The following is a 23236-nucleotide window of genomic DNA, read 5'->3' on the forward strand; positions in this document are numbered from 1 at the left end:
AGACCGATTTCGCGGCCCCTGATCGCCGGATACCCGATTTCGAACGCGCTGGGCACTCGCTTCCGGAGTGCGTATATTCTTAACTAGCGAGCGAGTGAGCCACCGATATGACGAGCACCGACGAGACCGACGAACGGGACCTGCTCGGCCACGTCCTCCTGCCCGTCGCCCACGAGGACGACGCGCTGGCGACGGCGCGGGCGCTCGAACCCTACGACCCGGAGCGCGTGACCGCGCTGCACGTGGTCGAGAAGGGCGGGGGCGTTCCGGACAAGACGCCGGTCGAGCAGTCCGAGGAACTCGCGGCCGAGTCGTACGCGGCCGTTCGGCGAGTGTTCCCCGACGCCGACGAGCATACCGCCTACTCGCGGAACGTCGTGCGCGCCATCTTCGATTCGGTCGACGAGGTCGACGCGACCGCTATCGCCTACCAGTCTCGAGGCGGGAACCGACTCGTTCAGTTCCTCTCGGGCGATCTCTCGATGAAACTCGTGACGAAATCTCACGTTCCCGTGATCGCGCTCCCGCGTGAGGGATCGGCGGAATGAGCGACGAGGAGCTAGCCAAAGACCTCGGCCCGCTCGCCGCGCTCACGATCGGGATCGGGACCATGATCGGGGCGGGGATCTTCGTCCTCCCCGGTACCGCGGTCGCCCGAGCCGGGCCGCTCGCGGCGGCCACGTTCGTCCTCGGCGGCGTGATCGCGCTGTTCACCGCGCTGTCCGCCTCCGAGCTGGGGACGGCGATGCCCAAATCGGGCGGGGCGTACTTCTACGTCAACCGGGCGCTCGGACCGATGTTCGGCTCGATCGCCGGATGGGCGAACTGGCTCGGGCTCGCGTTCGCCTCCGCCTTCTACATGTACGGCTTCGGCGAGTACGTCAACGCGCTCGTCGGGCTCGGACCGGTCGGGCTCGGACCGGTGACGCTGGAGGCCGCGCAGGTGATCGGCCTCGCCGGCGCGCTCCTCTTTATCGCGGTCAACTACTTCGGCGCGAAGGAGACGGGCGGGCTCCAGATCGTCATCGTCATGTCGCTTCTGGGGATCCTCGCCGTCTTCACGGTCGTCGGCCTGCTGAACGCCGACATGGAGTCGCTGCGGCCGATCGCGCCGCAGGGGGCGGTGGGAGAGGTGCTCCCGGTGACGGGGATCATCTTCGTCTCGTATCTCGGCTTCGTCCAGATCACGTCGGTCGCCGAGGAGATCAAAAATCCCGGGCGGAACCTCCCGCTCGCGGTCCTCGGGTCTGTCGTGATCGTCACGGTCGTGTACGCGCTGTTCCTCGTCGTGCTGCTCGCGGCGGTGCCGACTGACCTGGTCGCGAACAACGAGACCGCGGTGGTCGACGCCGCGCGACTCCTCTTCGGTAACTACTCGGTGTTCGGCTACTCCCTGGGCGCAGTCGGCGCCGGCATGCTGCTGATCGGCGGACTGCTCGCGACCGCCTCGTCGGCCAACGCCTCGATCCTCTCCTCGTCGCGGATCAACTTCGCGATGGGCCGCGAGAAGATCATCACCCCGAAGCTCAACGAGATCCACGAGCGGTTCGGCACCCCGTACAAGTCGATCGCGCTCACCGGCGCGCTCATCCTCGTCTTCCTCGTCGCCGGCGGCGTCGAGTCGCTGTCGACGATGGGCTCCGTGCTCCACCTCATCGTCTACGGGCTGCTCAACCTCGCGCTCATCGTGATGCGCGAGTCGGAGGTCGAGGGGTACGACCCCGACTTCGAGGTCCCGTTCTACCCGGTCGTCCCGATAATCGGGACCGTGTCGTCGTTCGCGCTGATAGTCTACATCGAGCCGACGATCATCCTGATCTCGCTCGGACTCGTCGCCTTCGCCGTGCTCTGGTACCTGGTGTACGCCCGCACCCGCGTCGAGGCCCGCGGCGTGTTGGGGACGTGGATCCTCGACCGGTCCGAGGAGTTGCCCAAGCCCGCGGTGTCGGCGGCCACGTCGGTCCAGCCGAGCGGCGACGACTACCGCGTGATGGTGCCGCTCGCGAACCCCGCGACCGAAGAGCACCTGATCACGCTCGCGTCGGCCATCGCCAAGCAGCGGAACGGGACGGTCGTCGCGGTCAACATCGCGAACGTCCCCGACCAGACGTCGCTGGAGGCCGCCCGCGACCGCGGCGCACACGAGGCGGCGCACAACTTGCTGGACAAGGCCCGCGACGACGCAGAGACGTTCGGCGTCGACGTGGAGACTCACGTCGTCCTCTCGCACCGCGTGTTCGAGGAGGTGTTCGACGCCGCCCGGACGTACGGCGCCGACATGACGGTGATGGGCTGGGGCGAGGACTCCCACGGGGCGCCCGGCCGCGCGGAGACGGCGGTCGACGAGCTCGCGCACTCGCTCCCGTCGGACTTCCTCGTGTTCCGCGACCGCGGGTTCGACCCCTCGCGGATCCTCGTCCCGACCGCCGGCGGACCGTCTTCGGACCTGTCCGGCGCGGTCGCGAAGATGCTCCAGACGGAGTTCGACGGCGAGGTCACCCTGTTACACGTCGCCGACGACGAGGCGGCCGGCCGACAGTTCCTCACCGAATGGGCCGCCGAGCACGACCTCTCCGACGCGACGCTGCGGATCGAGAGCGGGGACGTGGAGGCGGCCATCGACAGTGCCGCGCGAGACGCGACGATGCTGATCATCGGTGCGACCCAGAAGGGACTGCTCTCGCGGCTGGTGAGCGGCTCGCTCGTGTTGCAGGTGCTCAACGACGTGGAGTGCTCCGTGCTGCTCGCGGAGAAGCGCGACGAGCGGGGTATCCGGGACCGACTGTTCGGAAGCGGTGCCCGCGCGAACGTGGAGAGCGGGAACGTCCCCGACGCTACTGGGGAGGACGACGCAGGCGCATCCACCGAGCAGGTGCGAGGCGACGGCGGGTCTACAGACGTGGAGGTGGACAAATGAGTGAGGAAGAGCTGGCCAAGGACCTCGGACTGGTGTCGGCGATGACGATCGGTATCGGCACCATGATCGGCGCCGGAATCTTCGTCCTCCCCGGCGTGGCCGCGAACGCGGCGGGACCCGTCGTCGTCGTCTCGTTCGTCGTCGGCGGACTGATCGCGATGGTGAACGCGCTGTCGGTCTCCGAGCTCGGCACCGCGATGCCGAAGGCTGGCGGCGGTTACTACTACATCAACAAGTCGCTCGGGCCGATGTTCGGCTCGATCGCGGGGATGGGCGACTGGATGGGGCTGGCGTTCGCCTCCGCGTTCTACTGTATCGGGTTCGGCCAGTACCTCGCCGTCTTCGTCGGCCTCCCGACGATCGCGTTCCTCAACCCGATCCAGCTGGGCGCGCTCCTCGCCGGGGCGATATTCGTCGGCGTCAACTACATCGGCGCGAAGGAGACCGGCGGCGTCCAGACGGTGATCGTCTTCATGCTGCTGTCGATCCTCGCCGCGTTCTCTATCGCCGGCTTCCTCTCGTTCGACTACGCGACGCTCGCCGGGAGCGAGGGCGGGCTCGCGCCGGCGGGGTACGGCGCGATCCTCCCGGGGACCGCGCTCGTGTTCGTCTCCTTCCTCGGATACGCGAAGATCGCGACCGTCGCCGAGGAGCTGAAGAACCCCGGACGGAATCTCCCGATCGCCATCATCGGGAGCGTCGCCATCGTCACGGTCATCTACGCGATCCTCGTGACCATGATGCTCGGCGTCGTCCCGTGGCCGGAGCTGAGCCAGGACGCGCCGGTCGCGCAGGCCGCGCGGATCGCGTTCCCCCAGTCCATCGGACCGATAACGGGAGTCGCGGGGGTCGCCGCGGGCGTGATGACCGTTGGGGCACTCCTCGCGACCGCGTCCTCGGCGAATGCGTCGATCCTCGCGTCCGCCCGGATCAACTTCGCGATGGGGCGTGACAAGATCGTTACCAACTGGCTCAACGCGATCCACCCGAACTACGCGACGCCGTACCGGTCGATCCTCGTGACCGGGGGGCTCATCATCCTCTTCATCGCGCTACTGGGGCGGGAGATCGAGGTGCTCGCGAAGGCGGCCAGCGTGCTCCACCTCATCGTGTACGCGCTCATGAACGCGGGACTCATCGTCTTCCGCGAGGCCGACACTCCCGAGTACGACCCGGACTTCACCGTCCCGCTGTACCCGATCACGCCGATACTCGGTGCGGTGCTGTCGCTCGGGCTCGTCGCGTTCATGGACGGGATCGAGATCGCGCTGTCGGCCGGCTTCGTTATCGCGGCCGTGGCGTGGTACTTCATTTACGCCCGAGACAAGACGGACAAGCAGGGCGTGCTCTCCGAGTTCATCAGGAGCCGCGAGGAGGAGCTCCCCGATCAGGTCGTCGACGCCGCGGACGCGGTCGCGCCGACCGGAGCCGGAGACGAGGGACCGACGATCATGGTCGCGGTGTCGAACCCCCGGACCGAGAGCGCGCTCATCACGCTCGCCGGCGCGCTCGCCAAACACGAGGGCGGCCGCGTGCTCGCGACGCACATCGTCACGGTGCCGGACCAGACCTCGCTGGAGACGGCCGCCGAGAACCGCACCGGCCTCGACCAGTCCTCGGAACTGCTGCTCAAGGAGGCCGCGGCCGACGCGGAGGCATTCGACGTGCCGATCGAGACGAAGACGATCCTCTCGCACCGCGGGATCGAAGAGGTGTTCGACGCCGCGCGGACCAACGACGCGGACACCGTCGTGATGGGATACGGCGGGACGCGGTTCGCCGGCGGGCGCGTCGAGGGGTCGCTGGACGAGCTCACCCACGACCTCCCGTGCGACTTCCTCGTCTTGGACGGGCAGCGACTGGACCTCTCGGACGTGCTGGTCCCGACCGCCGGCGGCCCCTCCTCGGACCTCTCCGGTGAGGTCGCGAGAGCGCTGCGCGACACGGTCGGCGTCGACGTCTCGCTGCTGTACGTCGCCGACACCGGTGACGAGGAGTCCGGCCGGGAGTTCCTCACCGATTGGTCGGAGGGCCACGGCCTCGGCGACGCCGACCTCCGCGTCGAGACGGGCGACGTCGAGAAGACGATCGGCCGCGTCGGCGAGGAGTACGACCTCGTGATCGTCGGCGCGACCGAGCGGGGGCTGCTCTCGCGGATCGTCCGCGGGTCGCTCGCGTTCGACACGATCGAGAACCTCGACACGCCGGTGTTGCTCTCGGAACGGCCGTCCGCGCGGTCGCTGTGGGAGCGGCTGTTCGGCGGTCGCTGAGGGCGGCCGATCGGGGGTCGCCGAGGGCGGTTGCTTCTGGCGCCCCCTTCCCGCGTTTCGGCGCGGAGCGGTAGGCTTTCGGTGGTCGCTTCTGAACGCCTGTCACATGTATCTGATCGTCGTGGGCGTGGGCGACATCGGGACGCCGCTCGTCAAGCTCGCGACCGAGAGCGGCAACGAGGTCGTCGTCATCGAGCGCGACGAGGAACGAGCGGAGCGGGCGTCGCGAGCGTACGACTGCCTCGTCATCAACGACGACGCGACCTCGAAGGAGACGCTGCGCGACGCCGGTGCCGACCGCGCCGACGCCCTCATCTCGACGACGGACCAGGACGCGACGAACATCATGGTCTGTCTGCTGGCACAGGAGCTGTCAGTCCCGAACATCGTCTCGGTCGTCCACAACCCCGAGCACATGAACGTGTTCGAGCAGATCGGCGTCAACACGATGCAGAACCCGCAGAGCCTGATCGCGGAGTACCTCTACCGGGCGGTGAGCCGCCCGTCCGTCGTCGACTTCATGCACATCGGCGAGGAGGCGGAGGTGTTCGAGATCACCGTCGGAGCGGACGCGCCGATCGCCGGGAAGACGCTGCGCGAGGCGGACGAGGCGGACCTCATCGGCGGACAGACGCTGATCGTCGCCGTCGAACGCGAGGGGGAAGACACCCCGATAACGCCCCGGGGCAGCACGCGCATCGAGGCGGGCGACCTGCTCACCGTGTACTCCGGGAGCGGCGTGACCCCCGAGGTGACGGACGTGTTCGGGCACCCGGAGGACCACGACTGAGATGGCCGAACGGAACGGCGGCCGACTCCCGTCCGATCTGGGCGTGATCGCCCGGGACGTGGGCTCGCTCCTCCTGATGGAGGCGGGGCTGATGACCGTCTCCGTGGTCGTCGCCCTCGGGTTCCGCGAGTTCCACGCCGCGCTCGGCTTCCTCGTCGCGGGCGGCGTGACGGCCCTCGTCGGCGGCCTCGCGAACCGGCGGTTCGCCGACGCCCCCGAGCCGAAGATGAAACACGGGATGGTGATCGCCGCGGGCGGGTGGCTGATGGTCGCCGTCTTCGGCGCGCTCCCGCTGTTTCTCACCGCGTGGCTGACGCCGCCCGCCGTCATGGACGCGTTCGTCCCGACCGCCGCGGACGCGTCGTCGTGGGAGCCGATCGGGGTCGGCGGGACCACGACGCTCTCCAGTCTCGCCTACTTCCGCGACCCGCTGCACGCCTTCTTCGAGAGCATGAGCGGCTGGACCGGGAGCGGCCTGACGATGGCGGTTCACGAGCCGTCGCTGCCGCGGACGGTGCAGTGGTGGCGGTCGTTCATCCAGTGGGTCGGCGGCGTCGGCGTCATCGTCCTCACCGTCTCGATCCTCTCGCGTCCCGGCAGCGGGAGCTACGCGCTCTACCGGAGCGAGGCCCGCGAGCGGAAGATCCACCCGAGCGTCGTCTCGACGGTGCGGACGGTGTGGAAGCTCGTGGTCGGCTACACGCTGCTGTCGGTCGCGATGCTGTTCGTCGCGATCTCCGCGAGCGAGAGCTCGTACGCTGCGTCCCTCTCGACGGGCGAGACCGCGTGGCAGGCGCTCAACCACGCCATGACCGGCCTGACGACCGGCGGGTTCTCCGTCACCGACAACTCGATCGCGACGTACGACTCGCCGCTCGTCGAGGCCACGCTGTTACCGATCATGGTCCTCGGCGCGATCGCGTTCCCCGTTCACTACGTCGTGCTCCGGGACCGGAGCCTCCGCGATCTGGCGGGGGACCTCCAGACCCGGTGGCTGTTCGCGCTGCTCGGGGCCGGAGTCGCCGTCCTCTCGATACAGAACGTCGCGTCCGTTCCGGTGACCTCGGGCGCGTTCGCGACGGAGTCGTTCCTCTCGTTCCCGGTACCGTTCCTCGACGGAACGGGGCTCGACGCGGTCCGGGACTCGACGTTCCAGTGGGTCAGCGCGATGACAGCCACCGGCTTCCAGTCGGCGCCGATCGGGAGCTGGGTCCCCGGCGCGAAGGTGCTGGTCGTCGTCGCGATGGTGCTCGGCGGCGCCGCCGGGTCCACGGTCGGCGGGATCAAGATCGTCCGAGCGTACACGGTCGCTCGCGGCATCGTCTGGCAGTTCTCTCGCGTGTTCCTCCCGAGTAACGCCGTCGTCACCGCGCGCATCGGCGACCGCACGCTGGACCGCGAGACGATGGAGCGCGAGTTCGGCGAGGCCGCCATCGTGACGCTGCTGTGGCTCGTCGCGCTCGCCGTCGGGAGCCTCGTGCTCGTCAACGTCGCCGGACCGGAGTTCGGCTACGCCGACGCGCTGTTCGAGGTCGCCAGCGCGCAGGGGAACGTCGGCCTCTCGTCGGGGATCACCGGGCCGTCGATGTCGCCGGTGGCGGAGGCGATGTTCCTCTTCAACATGTGGATCGGCCGGCTGGAGATCATTCCGGTGCTCGTGTTCATCCGAGCCGGAATTCGGGGGCTGAACCCGTGAACTCGGCGGCTGGGCCCTACGCTCAGTCGTCGCTCTCGGCGTCGGCGTTCACTCGACCGATGAACGACCAGTGGGTCTCGTGGGTCCCGTCGGGGAGGGTCTCTTCGGTGACGTGGTAGAGGTACGGTCCGTGCGGACAGTCGTCGCAGCCCTCCTCGCAGACGTGCTGTTTCACGACCGCGGTGTACCCCTCGTGTTCGGTGACGCGCAGGATGTCGTCGCCGGGCTCCGGGTCGATCGGGAACTCCGTCGCCTCGTGAGAGTGGAGCAGTTCCCGAGCGAAGACGATCGATTTCCGGAGCTCCTTCGGCGACAGGCCCTCCAGGTCGGCAACGACTCGATCGGACAGCCCCTCCGGGGGCTCGGGAGTGCGCGAGGAGTCGGTCATGAGTGCGCGTTCACTCCGCGGATATATAATACGTCTGCGGGTGGTTCCCCCCTGAGAAAGCGGTCGCGGCCCCGCACCGTTCGAAACATAATGAATATTTATACGAGTTCGGCGGGTAGCTGACGGCATGTACGACGACGAGGAGCTCTCCGAGATCCGCGAGGCCCACGCGGAGTGGGCGGCGGAGACGCTCGATCCGACCCTCGATCGACACGGCGAGCGGAACGACCGATTCGCGACGGTGTCGAACCACGAGGTCGATCGTTTATATACTCCCGCAGACGTGGCCGACCTCGACTACGGCGAGGACATCGGCTTCCCCGGCGAGGAGCCCTACACGCGCGGCGTCTACCCGACGATGTACCGCGGGCGGACGTGGACGATGCGGCAGTTCGCCGGCTTCGGCACGGCAGAGGAGACGAACGAGCGCTTCCACTACCTGATCGACGAGGGGCAGACCGGCCTCTCGACCGCCTTCGACATGCCGTCGCTGATGGGGCTCGACTCCGACGACCCCATGTCGCTCGGCGAGGTCGGGAAGGAGGGCGTCGCCGTGGACACGCTCCGCGACATGGAGGTGCTCTTCGACGGGATCGACGTGGGCGAGGTGTCCACCTCCTTCACGATCAACCCGAGCGCGCCGGTGATCTACGCGATGTACGTCGCCATCGCGGACCGGCAGGGGGTCCCGCGCGAGGAGCTCCGGGGGACCCTGCAAAACGACATGCTCAAGGAGTTCATCGCGCAGAAGGAGTGGGTGATCCCCCCGGAGCCCTCCCTCGATCTGGTGACGGACACCATCGAGTTCGCGGTCGCAGAGACCCCCAAGTTCAAGCCCATCTCGGTGTCCGGGTACCACATCCGCGAGGCGGGGTCGACGGCGGTCCAGGAGCTCGCCTTCACGCTCGCCGACGGCTTCGCGTACGTCGAGGACTGCCTCGACCGCGGGCTCGACGTCGACGCGTTCGCCCCGCAGCTCTCCTTCTTCTTCAACTCGCACAACTCGATCTTCGAGGAGGTGGCGAAGTTCCGCGCGGCCCGCCGGATCTACGCGCGGATCATGGGCGAGTGGTACGACGCGGAGGCCGACGCGTCGAAACGGCTCAAGTTCCACACGCAGACCGCGGGGCAGTCGCTGACGGCCCAGCAACCCCTCAACAACGTCGTCCGCGTCACGCTCCAGGCGCTGGCGGGCGTGCTCGGCGGCACCCAGAGCCTCCACACCAACTCCTTCGACGAGGCGCTGGCGCTGCCCTCCGAGCGGGCGGTCCGGGTCGCGCTGCGGACGCAGCAGATCATCGCCGAGGAGTCGGGCGCGGCCGACATCGTCGACCCGCTCGGCGGCTCGTTCGCGGTGGAGGCGCTGACCGACGAGGTCGAGGCGGAGGCGACCGCGTACATCGAGGAGATCCGCGACATGGGCGACGGCTCCGTCCGCGACGGGGTGCTCCGCGGGATCGAGCAGGGGTACTTCCACCGCGAGATCCAGGAGGCCTCCTACGAGTACCAGGAGCGGGTCGATTCCGGCGAAGAGACCGTCGTCGGCGTCAACGCCTACCAGGTCGAGGAGGACCCGGAGACCGACCTGCTCCGCGTCGACGAGACGACTCGGGAGCGGCAGCTCGACCGGCTCGAATCGGTGAAGGCGGACCGCGACGACGACGCGGTCGAGGCGGCGCTCGACGACTTGCAGGCGGCGATCGACGCCGACGAGAACGTGATGCCCGCGATCGTGACGGCCGTGAAGGCGTACGCGACGATGGGCGAGATCATGGCCGTCTTCGAGGCCGAGTACGGGACCTACCGCGAGCGGATCGGGGTGGCTTGAGCGAGCGGGGTGCGGTTGGAGTTCGTTTCTTCAGGCGATTTTTAATCCGGGACAGCGAGTCGATGCGGGCCGACCCCTGATCGAAGGTGGACGTACATGGCGGTGGTCGGCCGCGTGGTTACTCATACGTGATCGACGCCGGATCGACGGTGAACACCGCCAAAGCCCCAGCCGGGAGGAGCCCGTACGCTCGCTGCGCGCTTCGGTCGCTCACTCTGTTCGCTCCCTGCAGTGCTTGCGTCGCCTCCGGGCTCCTCCCGGCTGCCCCTTTGAGTCCCACCCCGCCCCGCTCCGCAGCCTCACGCCTCCCCAGCCTCGCGGTTCGCGCTCTTCGAGCGCTCACCGCGTCCCTCGCGCGGTGCTGTTCGCGCCCGAGGGGCGCTCACAGGCACGCGCCACCGCCCGCTCATTTATGAACCGTTGTCGCCGTCGTCCGTACCGATTTAAATATCGTGTCACTGCAGGTCGGAGTGTATCGGCGATAGCGGGCCTCGAAATGCGGCGAACGAGAAAACGGGGACGACGAAACGGACGGACCGACCGAGTGACCTCGTCGCGGCGCGCGTTACGCCGGATCGACCGGCCGGGCGGACTCCGCGCACCACGCGTTGCCTCGGCGGCCCGCCCGTCGGAGGTCGAGCTCGACGACCGACCCGGCGTCGAGCGACGACAGCTCGGCTTCCACGTCGGGGTCGTCGTACTCGACGATATACAGCGTCCCGTTGCGTGGATATTCACGGAGGGTGATCGCTCCGTGGTCGTTGCACGCCCTCACGACGGTGTACTTGCCAGTCCGTTCCATCACGTGTGTCGCTACGCAACGCCCCGTGTTAATGTTTATGCGAGCTGGCATGACCGAGACACGCGGCGGCCGCGAACGGGTCACTTTAATCGGCGCGTCTCCCACGTCGCGGTATGACGGAGACGGAGATTCCCGAGGACCACCCGCGCTACGCGTCGCTCGTGACGCGCCACCGGATCGAGGCGGGCGTCGAGAAGGGGATCACCTCGAAGCAGGGACTCATCGCGCAGGGCCGCGGCGAGGCGTTCGACTACCTCCTCGGCGAGCGGACGCTCCCGAGCGCGGACCGCGCCGCCCGCGCCGCGGCCGCCACCCTCCTACTCGCCGATCACCCGGTGCTCTCGGTGAACGGCAACGTCGCCGCGCTCGCGCCCGCGGAGGTCGTCGAACTCGCGGCAGCGGTCGACGCCGACATCGAGGTGAACCTGTTCAACCACACCGACGAGCGCGTCCGGCGGATCGCCGACCACCTCCGGGAGCACGGCGCCGACGGGGTGAAGGGCCTCGCGGGCGACGGCGAGATCCCCGGACTGGACCACGCCCGCGGGACGGTCGACGCCGACGGGATCGAGGCGGCCGACGTGGTCGTCGTCCCGCTGGAGGACGGCGACCGCGCCGAGGCGCTCGACGCGATGGGGAAGACGGAGATCGTGATCGACTTGAACCCCGGCAGCCGGTCGCCGCGCACCGCCGACGTCCCGATCATCGACAACCTGATCCGAGCGGTGCCGAACGTCACGGCCCACGCGCGGGACCTCGCCGACGCGTCTCACGGGGCGCGTCGCGACGCGATCGAGTCGTTCGACGCCGCGGCGGCGCTCGCCGACGCGGAGGCCGCCATCCGCGAGGGCTCCTTCGCGACCCCCGACGAGTAGCCGCCGGACTGCGAGGTCTCGGCCGGCGAGTGGACGCCGGTCGGCGACGAGTCGAGCGTCGAGGGGTGGACCGACGAGGTCGCAGACGCCGAGATGGCCGATGACACGTCCGCTCGCTGACGAATCTCGGATCGTCCGTGTCGGAAGTGCAAAGTCCGTTGACAGCGTATGGCACGCATGGAACTCGACGAGACGGACCGATCGATCCTCCGGATCTTACAGGAGGACGCACGGACGCCGTTCTCGGAGGTCGCGCGCCGCATAGACATGTCCAGCGCGACCGTCCACGACCGGGTAAACCGCATGGAGGAGGCGGGGGTCATCGAGGGGTACCACGCGGCGATCGATCCGAAGGCGATCGGCTACGGCGTCAGCGCTTTCGTCGGCCTCCGGGTCGAACAGGGGCGCGAGGAAGACGCCTTAGAGCGGCTCCGGGAGATCGACGGCGTCCGCGAGATCCACCTGACCACCGGCGAGTGGGACGTGATGCTCAAGGTCGTCGCGGCGGACACCGACAGCCTCCGCGAGCTGATGTTCGACCGCGTCGCGGAGATGGAGGGGTTCTCTCGGTCGCAGACGATGATCATCCTCGGGACGGACTACGAGGGAGCCGGACCGCCGGTGTGAACGGCCGCACCGCGGAGCGGCGCGACGATGCGGGACCGGAACCCTCAATTCGGGGACTGCCCCAACGGAGAGCATGAACACACGGGTCGAAGAGCGGTTCGGGCTGTCGCCGGAGCGCGCGTGGGCGGCGGTGGTCGGCGCCGTCACGGTGATTCTCGCGGTCGGATCGGCCGTCTTCCCGCGGATCGTGTACGACCGATTCCTCTGGCGGTACTTCTGGGGGCCGGTCGCGGCCGACGGACAGGGCGCGCAGTGCGCCGTCCGCGACGCGGGCGGGACCGAACTGCTCGGGAGCTCGTCGGCGTGCACGGCGGCCGTCGAGGCGGGTGGGGTCGTCGCAGAGCCGGGGTACACCACGGTCTCGACCGTGAGCTACGTCGTGATCCTGCTGGCGATGCTGATCGGCGTGGTCTTCCTCCTCCGCCGGCTGGATATCGGCACCGAGCTGCGCTTCTTCTACGCGCTGTTCCCGTTCATGCTGCTCGGCGGCGCGCTTCGCACCGTCGAGGACTCCGGGGTCGCCGCGATGCGGGCCGGCGTGGAGCCGCTGATCCCGTTCCCGGCGAGCGCGCTGTTGATCAGCCCGTTCATCTACTTCACCGTCTTCGGCGTCACCCTCGCGTGCGTCATCGCGGCGTACTCGCTCGCCGACCGGGGCGTCGTCGACGACTACGCCCGCCCCCTGTTCGCGATGGGCGCCGTCGCGCTCGCGCTCGCGTTCGGCTACCTCTCGTACCTCTCGGCCGCGACCGACTACGTCCAGTTCTACCCGATCGTCCTCGCGTTGACGCTGGGGATCGCGACCGCGGCGACCGCGGTCACGTGGAAGCTCGCGACCGCGTACGCGCCCGAGGTCCGACAGGGGACGGGCGTCGCGGGGATCGTCATCATCTGGGGCCACGCGATCGACGGCGTCGCCAACGTGATCGGGCTCAACTGGATGCCCGCGCTGACGGGAACGGCGAACCTCGTCCCGAAACACGTGGTCAACGCGCTGATCGTCGACTGGACGGGGCGACTGCTCCCGCAGTCGATCGTGTCGGTCACCGGCGACGCGTGGCCGTTCCTGCTGGTGAAGCTCGCGGCGGCGACGTTCGTCGTCTGGGTGTTCAACGGCGAGCTGTTCGACGAGTCGCCGCGCTACACGCTGCTGTTGCTCATCACCGTGCTCGCGGTTGGGCTCGGTCCCGGAAGCCGCGACATGCTGCGCGCGACGTTCGGGATCTGAGGGCGACGAGTCGGGGCACGTCCGCGAACGGGGTCACATCCCCATGTCGGCCGCAGCGTCCGGAACCGGGAGGTCGGCGACGGCGACGCCGAGCAGCTCGGCGGCGTGGTCGAGCGCCATGTCGAAACCGTAGTACCGCTCGAGCTCGTCGCCGTTCCGGCCCCGTCTGACCTTTAACATCGCGTAGCCGTCGACGTTCTGGGCCACGGTCACCTCGCTTCCGTCGGCCGAAAAGGTGAGACGCCGCTCGCCGTCGGTCTCCTCGTAGCGCGCCGTGACCCGGGCCCCTTCGTCTCCGGTCGTGTCGCTCATGCGCACGGTACGCCCCGACCCCTGTCGTATCTGTCGGTCGGTTCCGCCGGACCCGCCGGCGCCGCTCGCCCGGATGGTAAGGTTAAGGGACGACACCGCCCTACCGACGACAATGAGTATCGACGTGTCGCGGCGGCGAGCGTGGGTGATCGCCGCGCGGCCGCAGACGCTCCCCGCGGCGGCGGCACCGGTGATCGTCGGCGTCGGGCTCGCGGTTCGAGACGGGGCGTTCGCCCCGCTGCCCGCGCTCGCGGCGTTCGTCGGCGCGGCGCTGATCCAGGTCGGCACCAACTTCGCGAACGACTACTACGACGCGATCCAGGGCGCGGACACCGACGACCGCGAGGGGTTCACCCGCGTCGTCGCCAGCGGTCTCATCGAGCCCGCGGAGGTGAAGCGGGCGATGTGGCTGACGTTCGCCGCCGCGATCCTCGTCGGAACCTACCTCGTCTACGTGGGCGGCGTCCCGATCCTCGTTATCGGGCTCGCCTCGGTCGCGGCCGGGATCGCGTACACCGGAGGTCCCTACCCGCTCGGCTACCACGGGCTCGGCGACCTGTTCGTGTTCGTCTTCTTCGGCGTGATCGCCGTCACTGGCACCTACTACGTGCAGGCGGCCGCGCTCGCCGGCGAGGCGTTCCCCCTGTGGCTCCCCGAGGGGACGGTCACCCTCGCGGCCGTCGTCGCGAGCCTCCCGGTCGCCGCGCTCTCGACGAACATCCTCGTCGTCAACAACGTCCGCGACTTAGAGGAGGACGCGCAGACGGGCAAACGCACCCTCGCCGTCCGGTTCGGCTACGGGTTCTCGCGGGGCCAGTACCTCGCGCTGCTCGCGCTCGCGTACCTCACGCCCTTCTGGTTCCTCGCCGAGGGGGACGGGCTCGCCGCGCTCCTCCCGCTCGCGACCCTCCCGCTCGCGGCCGGCGTGGCTCGAACCGTGCTGACGGAGACCGCCGGCGACGCGCTGAATCCGGCGCTCGAATCGACCGGGAAGCTCCTCGCGGCGTACGCGGTCGCGTTCGCCGTCGGGCTCGCGGTCTGACCCGATGCGGCTCCGCCCCTTCTCGCTCGGTCTGACGAGCCCCCTCGAAACCGCCCGCGGCGCCATCGACCGGCGCGAGGGGTTCCTCGTCGCCGTCGACCCCGATGCCGACGGCGAGTCGGCTCCCGCCCCCGGCCTCGGCGAGGCGACGCCGCTCCCCGGTTGGACCGAGTCGCGGTCGGCGTGCGAGACCGCGCTTCGGGGAGTCCGGACCGGACGCGACGGCGGCGACGCGGCGCTCGCGGACGACGCGACGCTCGCTGACGACGCGCTCTCCCGACTCGATCCCGCGGAGACGCCCGCCGCGCGCCACGGCCTCGCGCTCGCGCTCGCGGACGCGACCGCCCGCGACGCCGGCCGGTCCCTCTCGTCGCGGCTCGCTCGGGGCGAGGGCCTGCCGGCGCCCGCCGAGACGGTCCCCGTCAACGCGACGCTCGGCGACGGCGACCCCGAAGCCGCGGTCACCGCGGCCGAGAGCGCCGTGAGCGCGGGGTTCGACTGCTTAAAGATAAAGGTCGGCGCGCGGAGCCTCGACGCCGACGTCGAGCGCCTCCGAGCCGTTCGACGGGCGGTCGGGGACGGCGTCGCCCTCCGTGCCGACGCCAACGGCGCGTGGGACCGGGAGACCGCTCGGGAGGCCGTCGAGCGGCTCGCGCCGCTCGACCTCGCGTACCTCGAACAGCCGCTGCCGGCCGACGACCTCGCCGGGGCGGCCGCGCTCCGGAGCGCGAAGACCGGTACCGGTGCCGACGCCGATCCCCCGGTGCCGATCGCCCTCGATGAGTCGCTCGCGGCCCGCGGGCTCGACGCGGTCCTCGACGCCGGCGCGGCCGACGCGGTGGTCCTGAAGCCGATGGCGCTCGGCGGGCCGGACCGGGCGCTGGCGGCGGCGACGCGCGCGCGAGCCGCCGGCGTCGAGCCGGTCGTCACCACCACGATCGACGCGGTCGTCGCGCGCGCCGCCGCGGTCCACGTCGCTGCCGCCGTCCCGGACGTCGCCCCCTGCGGCCTCGCGACCGGCTCGCTGCTCGAGTCGGACCTCGCGGCGGACCCCTGTCCGGTCTCCGACGGCGCGGTGGCGGTGCCGAGCGGTCCCGGGCTCGCGGGGAGCGCTTTCGACGGCCTCCCGTAGGTCGTTCCCTCACTCCGCGACTTCGATCCGCCCCTCCATTCCCCGGGTCTGGTGCGGGGTGCAGACGTACTCGAAGACGCCCGCCTCCGGGAACGCGTGTTCGAAGACGTGGCCCTCCTCGCCGGTGAGGTCGGACTCGAAGGCGCCGCCCTCGTCGATCACGTTGTGCGCGCCGCCCGCGCCCGTCCACTCCCAGACGACGGTCGTTCCGGGGTCGACCACGACGTTCGCCGGCGCGAAGGCGAACCCGGCGTCGGCGCCGACGGCGACCGTCACCCGCTCCTCGCCCGTCCGGTCGGTCGGCTCGGGCTCGCCTTCCTCGTCGCCGCCCGGGACGACGGCGTCGACACAGCCCGCGAGCGCGGCGGCGGCGACGGCCCCCGCTCCCGCGAGCGCCTCTCGGCGCGTTCGGTCGGTCATACCGGATCGACGCGGTGGGCGATATAAATGCCCTCGCGAATACCGGCGTGACGAGAGCGGACCGACGACGACCGGACCACCGGGACGAGAGCGGACCGACGACGACCGGACCACCGGGACGAGGGGAGGGTATTTCACCGCCACCGCCAAAGGAGGGCGTATGAGCGAATGGACCGACGCGATCGTCGGCGAGCGCATGACCGTCGACAACCAGTTCACCGACCGGGTGTCGGCCTCGCGGTTCTCCAGTCAGGAGTGGGGGCTGATCATGACCGCGACCGAGTTCGAGATCGAGGACGCCGACGACCCGGAGGACGCGCGGATCGTCGCCGACACCTCAAGCCTCCCGGCGATCATGCCGGAGCTGGAGAACGTCCGGTCGCAGGTCGCGGCGATGGGCGGGGCACCCGGCGGCGACGCGGGCGGGAGCGGCGGGTCCGGCGGCGGGCTCGTCGACTCGATCAAGGGCGCGCTCGGACTCGGCGGCGGAGACGACGGCCCCTCCGACGAGGAGCTCGACGCGGCCGAGCGGCTCGTCCAACAGTACGCCGACGAGCTGCAGGCGCACCTCGAAGAGGTCGGCAAGTGGGACCAGGTGCGGGTCGCGTACCAGGAGTAAGGGACCGAGCGCCGAGCGGGGCGGAGGTCCCCGAGGCGGCTTATTCGGCGTCGCTGCCGCGGAACAGCGTCAGCTCCTCGGCCTCGTAGATGCTGATGAGCTCGCTGACGATCTCGTCGTACTCCTCGTCGTCGAGCCGGAGCGCGTCCAGCCGCTCGACCGTCTCCTCGTCGAGGTGGATCTGAGGCATACGCGATGGTTCGGAGCCCGGAAAAATAAAATTCGGCCGTTGACGGCGGGCCCGCACGCCACCGTCGTCCTCACTCGGAGCGACGCTCGTACACGCGCTCTTGCGACTCGGCGTCGTCGGAGAGGTGTTGACGAGCCAACCGCGCGATGTCGGCCTCCGTCTCGACGTCCTCCGGCAACAGGAGGCGCCCGTTGAGCTGGACGACCGAGTCGCCCTGATTGAGCGCGACGAGGAGCTCCGATGAGTCGAGCGGCGATCCGTCGACCCGCAGTCTCCCGGAGAGTTCGTTTATCGGTTGCTGCTCATCAAACAACTGTTTTTGTTCGGTTCCGATCCGCGCCGAAAGCGAGAGCACGGAGCCGCGCTCGATGCGGTGTGACGCTGGGCTTTCCGACCAAGCCCGAACCACCTGCATTAACAGCTGATTATGAGAGGCGATTTCGACGCCCGGATCGCCGACGATCCGCGTTCGGACCGCGTCCCCGACTCCGGATAAGGCGATGCTCGCGGCCGTCGGGACCCCGGAAGAGAGGAGGCCGATCAGCGACCGAAACAGGTCGGGATCGAGAGCGCTCTCGACGAGAATCGACGAGAGCCCGCCGTTGTCGACCGCCGAGATCCCGACCGCGGTCTCGGTAACGCCTTCGAACACGACCTGCGACGGAGCCCCCCCGAGGTCAGCCACCGAAACCGCGCCGTTCGCGGCCGCGACCCGGCCGTCTTCGACCGGGAGGCCGCAGTACGCGATATCGACTTCCGGGTCCGAGAGGACCGCGGTGACGGTGTCCGCGTCGGGAGCGCCGATCACCTCCCACGAGTCGATCCCGTCCGGGATCGCCGGATCGGAGAGCGCTCGACGGAATTCGCCCGCGCGCTCCGCCGAATCGGCCAAGACGACGATTCGGACGTCGCCGCGTGCCGTCGTCGTTTCCGTGAGTCGGTTCTCATAGCTGTCCGGAATCAGAACCGCTGTGCCCGACGGGATCGGGCTCTCGTCCGGTACCGGAACGTCCCCGGTACCTACGTCGGCTTCGCCGGGGCCCAGCCACGGCGACGTCGCGAGCGCGACCGGGGCGTCCGCCGTCGGATCCGCCGACCCCCGGACCCGGATCGGGGCGAGGACGTGGGCGAGATGGGGAAGGAGCTCGGCGGCTTCGGGGACCGGCCGGAGAACCGCCTCGGTCGGCCACTCCGGCATGTAGGGGTCGACGATTTTCGGATCGACTTCCAGGTACTCCATCAGCCGTTCGCTCATCGACAGGTCGGTGAGGTTCGGCGGGTAAAACGGGAGCTTCGGCCCCACCTGTTCGTACTCGTAGCGGTCGGACTCGTGGTACCCTTCCGTCCGCGCCAGCGTGTCGAGGAAGAACCACGTCCGGAGCAGCTCCTCGACGCGGTCCTCGAGCGCGACACCCTCTGACGGGAGGGTCTCGACGTAGCCGGTGTCGAGTCGGAGCGCCGGCGCGTCGCCGACGACCACTCGGGCGCCGAGGTAGTACGCGAGCGTGGAGAGCCGGTAGATGTCTTCGTACGTCGGGCGCACGACCACCTCGACGCCGGTGTCCGGAGCGACGAGCGGACTCGGGACGTCGAGTTCGTTTCCGACGCGGATCCGTGGCGGATACCCGCGGAGCGTCGGCCACGAGCGCTCGGGAGTGAACTCCTTGATCGACGACCCGAACACCGACACCGCCTCGGCGAGCGCGGCGGGGTCGTCGGGAACGGTGATCGTCGCCTCCGGGCGAGTGTGCAGCGACCGCGCGCCGACCGTGACGGTGGTCGGGCGGTCGAAGGTCAGATCGACGGCCTCCAAGTCAGCCGCCCCGGTCGCGGAGATCGCGACGTCCGGTATCCGAACGAGCGCCTTCGTCACACCGTTGATGTCGAGGAAGTACGTCCCTCGGGGGAACTCCATCGAATCGTCGAGCCGCGCGACGAGGTCACCGTCGGCGTCGCGGAGCATGACGGACGCGTAGGAAGGGATCGAGACCGACTCGGCCTCGAAGCTGACGGCTCGATCGACGGGAACCGGAAATAGTTCGTGCAGCGCCGGCTGGGGCTGCGGCTCCCGGTCGAAGCGGAGCGGGAACTCCTCGCCCTCTAAGGCGTCGCGGATACACAGCGTCCGCCCGTCGGTCTCGAACCCGACTCGACCGTCGATCGCGTCGTCAGTCACGGTCTTCTGATAACTCTACAACAGATATGAGGTTGTCGGTCACTCCTGAGACTCGCCGCTCCGAGCCTATCACAACCGATTTCTACCGCTCCGTGTTAACAGGAGTGACAGCAGACTTAACATCCCGTGTGTATGACACGCACGCATGGACGAGAGGGTCGCGACCGCGCTCAGCGAAGCGTTTCCGGGACGATCCGTCGACCGGACGTTCGGGGTCGGCCCATCGTGGAACGGCGCCAACGAGACGGTCGGCGTCGCCTTCGCCGACGGGGCACGCGCGTTCTGTAAGGTCGCCGACGCGGGGGACGGGAGCCGGATCGCGCGCGAACGCGCCGTTCTCCGATACCTGGACGCGGAGCGGTCGGTGTCGGGACCCCGGGTGCTCGCCGCCGACCCGGACGCCCCCGTTCCGTACCTCGTCACCGCGCCGGCGCCGGGCCGCGAGCTGCTCGGCGTCTGGGAGGAGGCCGGGGAGGGGCAGCGGGAGGCGCTGCTCCGCCGCGTCGGGGCGACGCTCGCGGCCCTCCACGCGGAGCGGTTCGAGACCCACGGAGAGATCGTCGGCGGGGGCGACCGTGGCGACGGACTGGACCTCGCCCCGGCTCCGTGGCCGGACGTGCTCCGTGCAACGATCGAGCGCACCCGCGAGATCGGTACCTCGGAGCGGCTGGCGGACCACTACGACGCCGTGTTCGACTGCGTCGAAGCCAACCGGGACCGGCTGGAGGGCGCCCCGGCCGCGCTGCTCCACGGCGACGTGGCGAAGCCGAACCTCTTCGCGGTCGACGACGGCGACGCGGGAGTCGACGGCGGCGCGGTCGACGACACCGGTCCGGGCGTCGACGCCGGCCCCGAGGGGATCGTCCCCATCGACTGGGAGCTGGCGCACGTCGGGGATCCGGCCCGCGACCTCGTCCGGGCGGCGGACCAGCTCCTGAACGGATTCGACGCCGAGGGGCCGGAGCAGTACGCCGACGCCATTTATAAGGGATACCGCGACCACGCCGGCGGGCTCCCCGCGGGGTTCGCCGACCGGCGGCCGATCTACGAGGTCGTCCGGATGCTCGGCCGGTCGGGCTTCATCGACCAGTGGGTGACGTACCTCGACGAGCCGCTGGAGGCGCTCGTCGACCGAGCGGACGCGGAGCTACGGGCGCGGTTGGACGCGGTCTGAGCCGGTTTTAAAAAGGCGAACCGTCTTGTTAACTGCCACCTCACCGGTTCGGTCCGGTCGTCGGGGCCGAGCAGGCGCTCGCCTCGCTCCAGCGCGTCGACCGCGTCGAGCGCGACGTCTGGAACGTCGGCGTCGACCGCGCGCAGATTCTTGCCAACGTGGTCGCCAGTCGCCCTCGGAATCGGTGTGACGCCCCGAGCCAGCGCCCACACGAGCGTTTTCACCGCGCTGGAAACCCCGCACCGTTATATGCACCGTCGAGGCCCTACGAGCGACTATGACTAACGGGATCCACGTCGAACTCGCCGTCTCGGCCTGCGAGGGCTGTCCCGTGGCCGCGCTCTCGTCGAGCACTCCCGTGGAGGAGTTCCGGGTCGACGCGGACGACGCCCGCGTCGAGTTCGTCGCTCCCGATCCGCCCGATGACGCGCCGAGCGGCCTCGACCTCGTCGAGTTCGCCGGGGAGGCGCACGGCCGCTACGAGATCGCCTGCGACCGCCCCGCGACGGACGGCGGCGTCGCGCTCGACCCGCCGGAGGCCGAGGTGGGGTCCGACGCGTCCGCCGACCCGTCGCCGTCGCCGGCCGCGGAGCCGTCCTCACACCTCACCGCAGACGGCGTCTGCGAGGGCTGCTCGTGCGGCGGGCTCCCGTCGGCGTTCGCGAACTTCCCGGTCTCACCGCGCCGGACCGAGATGGAGGACGGCGAGCTGCTCGTCTCGTTCGTGTTGACGGGCCACGAGGAGCTGCGGGCGATCGTCGACGAGTGCGAGGCAGCCGGGCTCGACGTGAGACTCCGCCGACTCTGCGTCGACCGCGAGGGCCGGAGCGCGGCGGACGGCTCCTGCCGCGACGTCGTCCCGGTCGATCTCGCCGGCGTCACGGACCGACAGGCGGAGGTCGCGGCCGTCGCGGCCGAGCGGGGATACTTCGACGGCGACGGCGCCTCCGCCGAGGAGATCGCCGCTGACCTCGACCTCGCGAAGTCCACGGTCTCGGAGCACCTCCGGACCGTGACGGACACGCTCTTCTCGCAGGCGTTCGGGGACGGTAGTTAACCCTCCGACCAGTTCGCCGGCGGGTATCCGGGAGGGTCGACCACGAGACCGAGCGCGTCGGCGACGACGATCGACACGTCGCGATCGGACGCGAGCGCGGCGGACGCGATCGGACGCGGTGGAGGGCAACAGGGCACGAGCGCGCATCGCCGTTTATATACTCCGAGCCGAACAGTTCGGTGAACCGCCCCGTCGACCGAGAATCCTCGCCGAAGGTATTCCCCCTACTCACCTACGTCGAGTCGCATGACCCGACGCAGACTCGGCCGGCGTCCGCTCGGTCAGACGACCGCCGTGGTCGGCGGCAGCGGCGGGGAGGCGTCCCCGTCCGAGGAGGTCGAGACCGACACCCACGTCTGCACGCCGCCCGAGGCGGTCGGCATGAAGGGCGCCTCCGCGTGGAGTGACGCCCCGCACGGCGAAGCCGACCGACTCGGAGACGTACTGGCCGCACACCGACGACCCCTGACCGCACTCGCTGATCACCCATGCCACAGGCACGCCTCCTAGTCGATCTGCCCGACGGACCGTGGATAGCCGACGTGTCCCGCGACTTCCCGGACGCCGGGTTCCGCGTGCTCACCGCCGTCCCCGACGAGAGCGCCGGCTTCGCGCTGCTCCGGCTGACCGCCCGCGACGTCGGCGCGGTGATCGCGGCGATGCGAGCCCACGAGGCGCTCGCGAAGGTGTCGGTGATGGCGCGGGGAGACGGGGTCGCGACCGTCCGGATCGAGACGACCGCCCCGCTGCTGTTAGTCGCCGCGAAGCGCTCGGGGCTCCCGATCGAGATGCCGCTCGACATCGGGAACGGCGTGGCGGAGGTCGACGTCACCGGCGAACACGACCGCGTCGCGGCGCTCGGGAAGCGATTCGACGAGATGGGGCTCGACTACGAGGTCGAACGCGTCCGGCAGCGCGTCGACCCGGTGCGGCTGCTGACGGACCGCCAGCGGGAGCTCCTGCTCACGGCCGTCGAACTCGGGTACTACGACGTGCCGCGCCGGTCCACGCTGACCGAGGTTGCGGACCACGTCGGGATCGCGAAGTCGACGTGCAGCGAGACGCTCCAGCGGGTCGAGCGGACCGTGGTGCGCGAGTTCGTCGACGACCTCCCGAACCGGCCGCTGGACGGGGCGGTCGACGGGACCGGCGACAGCGAAGCCGACGCCGCCGACACCGACAGCGAAGCCGACGACACCGAGGCCGAGGCGGAACCGACGCCGACCCCGCCGAGACACCGCCCGTGACCGACGTACTGCCCATGACCGACACACCACCTAGGATCAACACAGACGCCGACGACCACGACGAGACCGCCGAACCGATCACCGACGAGGTCCACGACAACTCCTGGTCGGCGAACCTCGAGAAGCCGCGGTACGCGGACGACGCCGAGTTGGCGGTCCGCGACGCGCTGGCCGCCATCGACCACACGACGGCGGGCAATCACGTCAACCTGGTCACGCACGGCGATCTGGGGCATCCCGAGGAGTTCCTCTACGACGCGATCGAAGGCGAGTGCGGCCTCGATCCCCAGTACGTGGAGCGGTGCGGCTGCGGCGGCCACGTCACCCGGGTGCAGGTGGTCTGACCGGCGCTTCCGAGACGGAGTCGCTTCGGGAGGGACACCGCTTGCACCACGCTTATTCCGGCTGCCATCGAGACTCCGAGCAGTGGCGTCTCCCCGTTCCCC

The 23236-nt window shown here is 69.8% G+C and carries 23 protein-coding genes; 17 read left to right on the forward strand and 6 right to left on the reverse strand.

The annotated features are described in order from the left end of the window. Positions 1–107 precede the first annotated feature (107 nt). The 5 genes from C469_RS03095 (at position 108) to C469_RS03115 (ending at position 7673) form a co-directional block, all read left to right on the forward strand. Positions 108–548 (forward strand): universal stress protein, encoded by a 441-nt coding sequence (locus C469_RS03095; protein WP_008003792.1) that lies wholly within the window; start codon positions 108–110, stop codon positions 546–548. After that, complete coding sequence (locus C469_RS03100; protein ID WP_008003793.1) at positions 545–2917, forward strand: amino acid permease; 2373 nt, start codon at positions 545–547, stop codon at positions 2915–2917. The genes C469_RS03095 and C469_RS03100 overlap by 4 nt, the downstream gene beginning before the upstream one ends. Next, on the forward strand, positions 2914–5187 hold the full coding sequence (locus C469_RS03105) for an amino acid permease (protein ID WP_008003795.1): 2274 nt from the start codon (positions 2914–2916) through the stop codon (positions 5185–5187). The genes C469_RS03100 and C469_RS03105 overlap by 4 nt, the downstream gene beginning before the upstream one ends. A gap of 106 nt (positions 5188–5293) precedes the next feature. Continuing rightward, complete coding sequence (locus C469_RS03110; RefSeq protein WP_008003797.1) at positions 5294–5977, forward strand: potassium channel family protein; 684 nt, start codon at positions 5294–5296, stop codon at positions 5975–5977. Between the two features lies 1 nt (position 5978). Next, complete coding sequence (locus C469_RS03115; protein WP_008003799.1) at positions 5979–7673, forward strand: potassium transporter TrkG; 1695 nt, start codon at positions 5979–5981, stop codon at positions 7671–7673. A 22-nt stretch (positions 7674–7695) separates the two neighbouring features. On the opposite strand, the gene C469_RS03120 is transcribed toward C469_RS03115, so the two are convergent. Further along, a complete protein-coding gene (locus C469_RS03120) occupies positions 7696–8061 on the reverse strand; it encodes a hypothetical protein (RefSeq protein ID WP_008003801.1) in 366 nt (121 codons plus the stop codon). Positions 8062–8188: 127 nt separating this feature from the next. On the opposite strand from C469_RS03120, the gene C469_RS03125 reads away from it, so the two are divergent. Beyond that, on the forward strand, positions 8189–9889 hold the full coding sequence (locus tag C469_RS03125; protein WP_008003803.1) for an acyl-CoA mutase large subunit family protein: 1701 nt from the start codon (positions 8189–8191) through the stop codon (positions 9887–9889). Positions 9890–10454: 565 nt separating this feature from the next. Here C469_RS03125 and C469_RS03130 read toward each other — a convergent pair. Then, positions 10455–10691 carry a hypothetical protein gene (locus tag C469_RS03130; protein ID WP_008003805.1) on the reverse strand — a complete coding sequence of 79 codons (237 nt, stop codon included), beginning with the start codon at positions 10689–10691 and terminating at the stop codon, positions 10455–10457. 113 nt (positions 10692–10804) lie between these two features. Between C469_RS03130 and C469_RS03135 the strand changes: the two genes are divergently transcribed. The 3 genes from C469_RS03135 to C469_RS03145 all read left to right on the forward strand — a co-directional run bounded on the left by C469_RS03135 (position 10805) and on the right by C469_RS03145 (position 13421). Next, the gene (locus C469_RS03135) at positions 10805–11566 is read left to right on the forward strand and encodes a 4-phosphopantoate--beta-alanine ligase (protein WP_008003807.1); all 762 of its coding nucleotides are present in this window, start codon (positions 10805–10807) and stop codon (positions 11564–11566) included. Positions 11567–11743: 177 nt separating this feature from the next. Then, the gene (locus tag C469_RS03140) at positions 11744–12193 is read left to right on the forward strand and encodes an Lrp/AsnC family transcriptional regulator (protein WP_008003809.1); all 450 of its coding nucleotides are present in this window, start codon (positions 11744–11746) and stop codon (positions 12191–12193) included. Positions 12194–12266: 73 nt separating this feature from the next. Further along, a complete protein-coding gene (locus C469_RS03145; RefSeq protein ID WP_008003811.1) occupies positions 12267–13421 on the forward strand; it encodes a DUF63 family protein in 1155 nt (384 codons plus the stop codon). A 33-nt stretch (positions 13422–13454) separates the two neighbouring features. Here C469_RS03145 and C469_RS03150 read toward each other — a convergent pair whose 3' ends face one another. Beyond that, positions 13455–13733: a DUF7111 family protein gene (locus C469_RS03150; RefSeq protein ID WP_008003812.1), complete on the reverse strand. Its 279-nt coding sequence runs from the start codon at positions 13731–13733 to the stop codon at positions 13455–13457. Positions 13734–13845: 112 nt separating this feature from the next. Between C469_RS03150 and C469_RS03155 the strand changes: the two genes are divergently transcribed. Both C469_RS03155 and C469_RS03160 read left to right on the forward strand, forming a co-directional pair. Beyond that, on the forward strand, positions 13846–14775 hold the full coding sequence (locus tag C469_RS03155; RefSeq protein ID WP_008003814.1) for a 1,4-dihydroxy-2-naphthoate polyprenyltransferase: 930 nt from the start codon (positions 13846–13848) through the stop codon (positions 14773–14775). A 4-nt stretch (positions 14776–14779) separates the two neighbouring features. Beyond that, entirely contained in the window at positions 14780–15907 is a 1128-nt protein-coding gene (locus C469_RS03160; RefSeq protein ID WP_008003815.1) for a mandelate racemase/muconate lactonizing enzyme family protein, read from the forward strand. 9 nt (positions 15908–15916) lie between these two features. On the opposite strand, the gene C469_RS03165 is transcribed toward C469_RS03160, so the two are convergent. Next, positions 15917–16327 (reverse strand): halocyanin domain-containing protein, encoded by a 411-nt coding sequence (locus tag C469_RS03165; RefSeq protein WP_008003816.1) that lies wholly within the window; start codon positions 16325–16327, stop codon positions 15917–15919. 160 nt (positions 16328–16487) lie between these two features. Here C469_RS03165 and C469_RS03170 point away from each other — a divergent pair, with 160 nt between their 5' ends. Next, the gene (locus C469_RS03170) at positions 16488–16946 is read left to right on the forward strand and encodes a DUF5799 family protein (protein ID WP_008003817.1); all 459 of its coding nucleotides are present in this window, start codon (positions 16488–16490) and stop codon (positions 16944–16946) included. 40 nt (positions 16947–16986) lie between these two features. On the opposite strand, the gene C469_RS17120 is transcribed toward C469_RS03170, so the two are convergent. Beyond that, the gene (locus C469_RS17120; protein WP_008003818.1) at positions 16987–17136 is read right to left on the reverse strand and encodes a DUF7557 family protein; all 150 of its coding nucleotides are present in this window, start codon (positions 17134–17136) and stop codon (positions 16987–16989) included. A 70-nt stretch (positions 17137–17206) separates the two neighbouring features. Then, entirely contained in the window at positions 17207–19312 is a 2106-nt protein-coding gene (locus tag C469_RS03175; protein ID WP_008003819.1) for a hypothetical protein, read from the reverse strand. Positions 19313–19457: 145 nt separating this feature from the next. On the opposite strand from C469_RS03175, the gene C469_RS03180 reads away from it, so the two are divergent. From C469_RS03180 to C469_RS03200, 5 genes are all read left to right on the forward strand, one after another. Further along, entirely contained in the window at positions 19458–20486 is a 1029-nt protein-coding gene (locus C469_RS03180) for a phosphotransferase family protein (RefSeq protein WP_008003820.1), read from the forward strand. Between the two features lie 277 nt (positions 20487–20763). Beyond that, positions 20764–21543 (forward strand): helix-turn-helix domain-containing protein, encoded by a 780-nt coding sequence (locus tag C469_RS03185; protein ID WP_008003821.1) that lies wholly within the window; start codon positions 20764–20766, stop codon positions 21541–21543. A gap of 246 nt (positions 21544–21789) precedes the next feature. Continuing rightward, positions 21790–22053: a hypothetical protein gene (locus tag C469_RS03190; protein ID WP_049910976.1), complete on the forward strand. Its 264-nt coding sequence runs from the start codon at positions 21790–21792 to the stop codon at positions 22051–22053. Further along, positions 22032–22790: a helix-turn-helix domain-containing protein gene (locus C469_RS03195; protein ID WP_049910978.1), complete on the forward strand. Its 759-nt coding sequence runs from the start codon at positions 22032–22034 to the stop codon at positions 22788–22790. The genes C469_RS03190 and C469_RS03195 overlap by 22 nt, the downstream gene beginning before the upstream one ends. A gap of 14 nt (positions 22791–22804) precedes the next feature. Continuing rightward, the gene (locus C469_RS03200; protein ID WP_008003826.1) at positions 22805–23134 is read left to right on the forward strand and encodes a CGCGG family putative rSAM-modified RiPP protein; all 330 of its coding nucleotides are present in this window, start codon (positions 22805–22807) and stop codon (positions 23132–23134) included. Positions 23135–23236 lie beyond the last annotated feature (102 nt).

It is taken from the genome of Halorubrum lipolyticum DSM 21995, from assembly GCF_000337375.1.
Taxonomy (GTDB): Archaea; Halobacteriota; Halobacteria; order Halobacteriales; family Haloferacaceae; genus Halorubrum; species Halorubrum lipolyticum.

Bases quoted from the DNA above. Each gene is read 5' to 3' on its own strand.
- C469_RS03095 (WP_008003792.1), top strand. From the start codon at position 108: ATGACGAGCACCGACGAGACCGACGAACGGGACCTGCTCGGCCACGTC.
- C469_RS03100 (WP_008003793.1), top strand. From the start codon at position 545: ATGAGCGACGAGGAGCTAGCCAAAGACCTCGGCCCGCTCGCCGCGCTC.
- C469_RS03105 (WP_008003795.1), top strand. From the start codon at position 2,914: ATGAGTGAGGAAGAGCTGGCCAAGGACCTCGGACTGGTGTCGGCGATG.
- C469_RS03110 (WP_008003797.1), top strand. From the start codon at position 5,294: ATGTATCTGATCGTCGTGGGCGTGGGCGACATCGGGACGCCGCTCGTC.
- C469_RS03115 (WP_008003799.1), top strand. From the start codon at position 5,979: ATGGCCGAACGGAACGGCGGCCGACTCCCGTCCGATCTGGGCGTGATC.
- C469_RS03120 (WP_008003801.1), bottom strand. From the start codon at position 8,061: ATGACCGACTCCTCGCGCACTCCCGAGCCCCCGGAGGGGCTGTCCGAT.
- C469_RS03125 (WP_008003803.1), top strand. From the start codon at position 8,189: ATGTACGACGACGAGGAGCTCTCCGAGATCCGCGAGGCCCACGCGGAG.
- C469_RS03130 (WP_008003805.1), bottom strand. From the start codon at position 10,691: ATGGAACGGACTGGCAAGTACACCGTCGTGAGGGCGTGCAACGACCAC.
- C469_RS03135 (WP_008003807.1), top strand. From the start codon at position 10,805: ATGACGGAGACGGAGATTCCCGAGGACCACCCGCGCTACGCGTCGCTC.
- C469_RS03140 (WP_008003809.1), top strand. From the start codon at position 11,744: ATGGAACTCGACGAGACGGACCGATCGATCCTCCGGATCTTACAGGAG.
- C469_RS03145 (WP_008003811.1), top strand. From the start codon at position 12,267: ATGAACACACGGGTCGAAGAGCGGTTCGGGCTGTCGCCGGAGCGCGCG.
- C469_RS03150 (WP_008003812.1), bottom strand. From the start codon at position 13,733: ATGAGCGACACGACCGGAGACGAAGGGGCCCGGGTCACGGCGCGCTAC.
- C469_RS03155 (WP_008003814.1), top strand. From the start codon at position 13,846: ATGAGTATCGACGTGTCGCGGCGGCGAGCGTGGGTGATCGCCGCGCGG.
- C469_RS03160 (WP_008003815.1), top strand. From the start codon at position 14,780: ATGCGGCTCCGCCCCTTCTCGCTCGGTCTGACGAGCCCCCTCGAAACC.
- C469_RS03165 (WP_008003816.1), bottom strand. From the start codon at position 16,327: ATGACCGACCGAACGCGCCGAGAGGCGCTCGCGGGAGCGGGGGCCGTC.
- C469_RS03170 (WP_008003817.1), top strand. From the start codon at position 16,488: ATGAGCGAATGGACCGACGCGATCGTCGGCGAGCGCATGACCGTCGAC.
- C469_RS17120 (WP_008003818.1), bottom strand. From the start codon at position 17,136: ATGCCTCAGATCCACCTCGACGAGGAGACGGTCGAGCGGCTGGACGCG.
- C469_RS03180 (WP_008003820.1), top strand. From the start codon at position 19,458: ATGGACGAGAGGGTCGCGACCGCGCTCAGCGAAGCGTTTCCGGGACGA.
- C469_RS03185 (WP_008003821.1), top strand. From the start codon at position 20,764: ATGACTAACGGGATCCACGTCGAACTCGCCGTCTCGGCCTGCGAGGGC.
- C469_RS03190 (WP_049910976.1), top strand. From the start codon at position 21,790: ATGACCCGACGCAGACTCGGCCGGCGTCCGCTCGGTCAGACGACCGCC.
- C469_RS03195 (WP_049910978.1), top strand. From the start codon at position 22,032: ATGCCACAGGCACGCCTCCTAGTCGATCTGCCCGACGGACCGTGGATA.
- C469_RS03200 (WP_008003826.1), top strand. From the start codon at position 22,805: ATGACCGACACACCACCTAGGATCAACACAGACGCCGACGACCACGAC.